This window comes from Halanaerobium sp. ST460_2HS_T2 (assembly GCF_003337665.1).
Classification (GTDB): Bacteria; Bacillota; Halanaerobiia; order Halanaerobiales; family Halanaerobiaceae; genus Halanaerobium; species Halanaerobium kushneri.
In genome coordinates, this window is the sequence record NZ_QPJF01000055.1 from 1 (window position 1) to 6,158 (window position 6,158).

A 6,158-nucleotide genomic window follows, 5' to 3' on the forward strand; every position below is an offset into this window, starting at 1 on the left:
AATGGATAAGGTTGTGACTGAATATTCTGTAGATAGTATACTTTATCTATAACTTAAATTTGACAATGCTTAAATATTTTTATGCAATGCTAGTGAGTCAGGTTAAAAAAATAGAGAGTGAAATTAACTTAATTGAGTCAGAGAGAATAAAAAATGTAAGGCCTGTCTGGCAAAAACTAATTAATGCTGGAACAGCTCAAAGTATTCTGGATTCAAATCTACGCCATCAGATTAGAGAGCTTCAGCAGGAGATAAATTTTGAATATTTACGTTTTGAAGGTATCTTTAATGATGATCTGGAAGTTTGTAAAGGTGATAGTCTGGAAAACATCCATTATAACTGGAAACTTGTTGATAATATAATAGATTTTATTTTAGAAAATAATTTAAAACCATTTATTACCTTAAGTTTTATGCCTGAGCTACTGGCCAGTCAAAAAGATAAAACTATTTTTTATTATCAGGCTAATTTTTCGCCACCTCAAAAAATAGAAGCCTGGCTTGAGCTGATTAATGCATTTATAATACATTTGATTAATAGATATAGTATTGAAGAGGTAAAAAGCTGGTATTTTCAGGTCTGGACTGAATTTCCTCATCAGGGTTTTCACTGGGCTGGAACAGAGCTTGAATATTTTGAATTTTATGCCAGGACAGCTGAGAAAATAAAAGGTATTTCTAAATTACTGCGAGTTGGACCGGCTTCAGAAACATTTTTTGAAGAAAATTTTCTTTCTCAAAAATTTTTGAAATATGCAGAAAAAAATAATATTGCTGTAGATTTTTATAATATCAATCTCTATCATAATTCAGTGCCAGTAATCGAAGAAGAAATTGATATGAGTCAATTTTATAAGGAAAGTACCCTGGAAGATATTAAATTTAAGTTTAAAGAAAAGGATTACTCAATAAAGATGTCTAAAAAAATAAAAAAACTGCTGCAGGATTATTATCCGGAGGCAGAATTAATAGCAACCCGCTGGAATGTCAGCTGGAATGCAAAAGAACTGGTACATGATACTGCTTTTATGTCAGATTTTATAATTGATAATGCCTTAAAACTTCAGGATTATTTAGATGGGCTGGGTTATTTAAATTTATCAGATTTAATTTCGGAGTGGCCGATTAACGAATTACCATTTTTTGGTGGCAGAGGATTAATGAATACAGAGGGAATTAAAAAATCTGGTTATTATGCCTATATAGTTTTATCAGAACTGGGAGATAAGATTATTGCACAGGGTGATAATTATATAATTACTGCCCGGGGAGATGATCTTCAATTTTTGATTTATAATTATGCTTATTTGAGTAAAAGTTATCAAAATGCTGATTACAGTATTATTGACAAATATAGCAGGTATCAGGTTTTTGAAAATAAATCTGACCTGAAATTTATATTTAAACTTAATGGATTAAAAGGCAAGTATAAGCTCAGTCAGTATAAATTGAATAGAGATTCTGGTTCTGCTTTTGATCAGTGGTTGAAGATGGGTGCTCCTTCTGACCTGAATAATCATGAAATTAAATATTTAAAATACAAATCATTTCCTGATTTAAGAATTGAATATCTCGATCTGGAGGGTAAGTATAAACTTCAGGGTGAAATTAAAAGTCATGGGATAGAATTTTATCTGCTAAGAAAACAGTTTCAAATTTAACTAAAAACTAAATATTTATAGGAAAAAATAGAAACCCAAAGAAAAGAAACAGTTAATTATCTTTTCTTTGGGTTTTAATGATTTGTTTCTGAATAAATTCAATTTAACTGGATTTTTATTTATTAATTCCAAATAAATAGAGACGAAATTACAATATTTTTATTTTATAATGTTATTAGAAGTTATATAAGAGTTAGTTAAATCTAACATAAGTCCTATAAGACATGATTTTCGTAGTTCAGCTCAATCCGGAAGGGCCGGACTAAATCCATTAAAAAACTAGGAGGACTTATTAATGTTAAATAAGCCAGATCAAAAAGAAATTAAAAAGAAAAGAGAAAAATTGAAAGAAAAGGGAAAGTATCATAACGCAGAAAAATGGCAGATTGCATTTTTTGCTTTAAATAATACTGCTACAAACACAGCCTTTTTATTAATAATGTATTATGCCTTTTTTACTCAGAATGTTTTAGGTTTATCAGCAGCTATTGTTGGTGGTATAGCAACTGCAATGAGAATGTTTGATGGTTTTACCGATCCGATTATTGGGTTTGTACTTGACAAGACTGACACTAAGTTTGGAAAATATCGTCCCTTTATGCTAGTAGGAAATATTATTTTAGTAGTAATGCTAATAGCCCTGTTTCATGTCCCACCTGAATGGTCAGAACAGACAAAGTATATTGTTACAGCAGTTTTATATGGTTTAGCAATTATTGGGTATACTTTTCAGACTTCCTGTACTAAAGGAGCTCAGGCAGCTCTAACTAATGATCCAGCTCAAAGACCACTTTTTACTTTTTTTGATGCAATATATAACACTTTATTATTTTCTGGTGGTACCTGGTTTATTATGACCTATATGGCACCTAAATATGCTCAGAATGTTAATGATCCTGCCTTATGGTCAACTGTATCTATTGTATTTATGGCTGCTTCTTTTGTGATGACTATCTTAGCAATTATTGGTATCTGGTCAAAAGACAGAACTGAATATTTTGGACTGGCTGAAAATTCTAAAGAAGTTAAATTTAAGGATGCCTGGGAAGTATTAAAAAACAACAGACCTTTGAAAATGTTAATTGTGGCTGCTTCTACTGATAAATTAGCTATGACTGCAAGAAGAGCTGGTTTCGTTTACTTCTTTTCCAATATTCTATATAATACTGCTCTTCAGGGTAAATTTACACTCTGGGTGACAGTACCAGCTGTAATAGTTACCTATTTAGGAGTTAAATATGCAGAAAAAGTTGGTCTTAAAAAATCTTTTGTTAGATTAACCTGGGGTGGAACAATATTAGTTTTAATGCTTGTTGTTGCTACACCATTTTTAGCATCAGGAGAATTTTCAACTCAAGTATTAATTCTTTTAATACTTTTAGGTGCTCAATATTCAGTAAGTCAGTTAGCTGGTAATATTGTTATTCCAATGATTGCCGACTGTACCGATTACGAAACTTATCGCTCAGGCAGATTTATGTCTGGATTCATTGGCACTATTTTTTCCTTTGTGGATAAAATGATTTCTTCTTTAGGTACAGTAATAATGGGGCTTAGTATTTCACTGGCAGGATATGGTGCCCAAAAGATTCCACCCAACTCTCCTGTTGGTCAGGGGCTGGAAATTGCCATAATGTTTATTGTTTTTGGTTTACCATTAATCGGGCATGTGGCATCTCTAATTGCTATGAAATTCTATCCTCTTGATGCAGAAAAAATGGCCGAAATTCAGGATGAAATCGATGAGAGGAAAACTGTAGCTTCAACTACTGCTTAATAATTTTGAATTAATAGTATAATGAATGAAATATTATTAGGGCTTTTCTAAAATTATATATATTAGAGAAGCTCTATAATTATATTTTTAAAATTTTAAATAAACGGAGTGATAAAAAATGGAATCACAATTTTTATATCCTGCTGAATCTGCAACCCGTCAGGTGATTGATTTATCAGGGATCTGGAAGTTTAAAGTTGATTTTGAAGAAAAGGGGAGAGAAGAAGGCTGGCAGAACGGTTTAAATGATTACAAAGAAGTGCCTGTTCCTTCAAGTTATAATGATCTTTTTACAGATAAAGATATTAGAGAACATGTTGGAGACGTCTGGTATCAGACAGAATTTTATCTGGCAGAAGAATGGCAGCAAAAAAATATTAACCTGCGCTTTGGCAGTGCAACTCACAGAGCGGAAGTCTGGCTAAATGGCGAAAAAATTGCTGAACATGAAGGCGGATATATGCCCTTTGGAGCAATTATTAATGAAGCAGCTGATTTTGGAGCCAAAAATACTCTGGTTGTAGTTGTTAATAATGAATTAGATTTAACAACTATCCCTACAGGACAGATTAAAGAATATGATGATGGCAAAAGGAGACTCTTCCCTTATTTTGATTTCTTTAATTATGCTGGAATCCACTCTGCAGTAAAACTGCAGCTTCTGCCTAAGGACTATATTTATGACATTAGCACAGTTACAGATTTTGATGATAGTACCGGTATTGTAGAATATGAAATTAAAAGCAGCTCTCATTCTGAAATAAGGGTTGAATTAAAGGACGCTGACGGCGAAGTTGTTGCCCAAAACTCAGGTGCAGAAGGCAGATTGAAGTTTGAAGACGTTAAGCTCTGGCAGCCTGGAGAAGGATATCTCTATAATCTGGAAGTAAGTCTGTTAAGTGCAGGAGAGCTGGTCGATAATTATCCACTGCCGGTAGGAATTAGGACAGTTGAAGTTAAAGGCAACCGCTTTTTAATTAATGATGAGTCATTTTATTTCAAAGGTTTTGGCAAACATCAGGACAGTGAGATTAACGGACGCGGTTTTGATCCGGCAGTAATGATCAGAGATGCTGAGCTTTTGGACTGGATTGGAGCTAACTCAGTTCGCACCTCACACTATCCTTATGACGAAGAATTTTATCGAATGTGTGACCGCAGAGGGGTTGTAGTAATCGATGAAACTCCTGCAGTCGGACTTTTTGATATGAATATGAACTTCCTGGCTGCAGGTACAGGTAAAGAATCGGAGTTCTTTGAAAAAGAAATTGTCCACGAGCAGACAATAAAAAATCATAAAAGAGAAATTAAGCGTTTAATGAAGAGAGATAAAAACCATGCTTCTGTTGTTATGTGGTGCCTGGCCAATGAACCGGATAGTGCTCAAAAAAGAGCAGAAGAATACTTTGCAGAAATTTTCTCCTTTGCCCGGGGCCTTGATCCTCAAAAGAGACCTCTTACGTTTACCAATATTATGACTGCCCCCTATGGCAAGTGTAATGTAGCCCAGTTTGCTGATGTGATATCGCTAAATCGCTATTACGGCTGGTATATCATTGGGGGTTCTGAACTAGAATATGCTCAGAAAGATTTTGAAGAAGAACTTGCCGGCTGGGAAAAAGAAGGAAAGCCAATTGTAATGACCGAATATGGTGCAGATACCAAGGCAGGTATTCACAAACTACCTTCAGTTCAGTGGTCTGAGGAGTATCAAAATGAATATTTAGAAGTTCAGCATCAGGTTTTTGATAACTGTAATTCAATAGTTGGAGAACAGATGTGGAATTTTGCTGACTTCCAGACTGTAGAAGGTATTTTAAGAGTTAACGGCAATAAAAAAGGTGCTTTTACCAGAGACAGGCAGCCTAAGATGTCAGCTCATCTTTTAAAAAAGAGATGGGAAGAAATGCCGAATAATTATAAAGCTTAAACAATAGTGAAATGATTCTTTTGTACCCGGTCCAAATAAGCCTATCTGGACCGGGTATAAGTAAAATATATCACAAATAAGAGCGGGTGAAAAAATGAACCTTATTGATAATTATCTAAAAGAAAAAGAATATCTGATCTGCATTGATTCTGATGGTTCAGCGATTGATACAATGACTGAAAAACATAAAAAAGCTTTTGGTCCGCAGGCAGTTAAAGTCTGGCAGTTAGAGGAGATGGAAGAAGATTTTTTGAAACACTGGGATAAGGTTAATCTTTATTCTCACAGCAGAGGTATCAACCGCTTTCAGGGTCTGGTTAAAACTTTTAATGAATTAAAAAAAGAAGGTTATCAACTGCCCCAAATTAATCAGATTGAAAAATGGACTCAAGAAAGCAGCGAATTATCCAACCCTGCTTTAAAAAGAGCCATTAAAAATAATGAGAATAATCAGCAGCTTAAATTAGCACTTCAATGGAGTCAGCGGGTTAATCAGGAGATTTCAAAACTGGAAAAAAATCAGGGAAAAGTTTTTATAGGAGTTAAAAAATCACTTGCTGAAATCTCAGCTAAAGCAGATCTAGCAGTTGTTTCTTCAGCTAATCAGGAAGCTCTTTTAGATGAATGGGAGAGTTATGATTTAAAGAAGTATGTTAAAGTCATACTTGGTCAGGAAGCTGGTTCGAAAGCTGCTAATATAATGTTTTTAAGCCCGTCAAAGAGATTTCCAAAAGTTTTTTGTAGTAATTTAAATTATGCCAGCTAATTTGACATGGTCGTTTTCTTCCTT

General features: G+C 33.9%; 4 protein-coding genes. All 4 read left to right on the forward strand.

Annotation, left to right across the window (positions count from 1 at the left end; all coding sequences use genetic code 11):
• Window positions 1-65: 65 nt before the first annotated feature.
• Window positions 66-1,661, forward strand: coding sequence for a hypothetical protein (locus DFR80_RS14790; RefSeq protein WP_114490454.1), 1,596 nt, complete (start codon window positions 66-68; stop codon window positions 1,659-1,661).
• Window positions 1,662-1,956: 295 nt separating this feature from the next.
• Window positions 1,957-3,438 (forward strand): MFS transporter, encoded by a 1,482-nt coding sequence (locus DFR80_RS14795; RefSeq protein ID WP_084566060.1) that lies wholly within the window; start codon window positions 1,957-1,959, stop codon window positions 3,436-3,438.
• Between the two features lie 118 nt (window positions 3,439-3,556).
• Window positions 3,557-5,368, forward strand: coding sequence for a beta-glucuronidase (uidA, locus tag DFR80_RS14800; protein WP_114490455.1), 1,812 nt, complete (start codon window positions 3,557-3,559; stop codon window positions 5,366-5,368).
• A gap of 94 nt (window positions 5,369-5,462) precedes the next feature.
• The gene (locus tag DFR80_RS14805; RefSeq protein WP_114490456.1) at window positions 5,463-6,134 is read left to right on the forward strand and encodes an HAD hydrolase-like protein; all 672 of its coding nucleotides are present in this window, start codon (window positions 5,463-5,465) and stop codon (window positions 6,132-6,134) included.
• Window positions 6,135-6,158 lie beyond the last annotated feature (24 nt).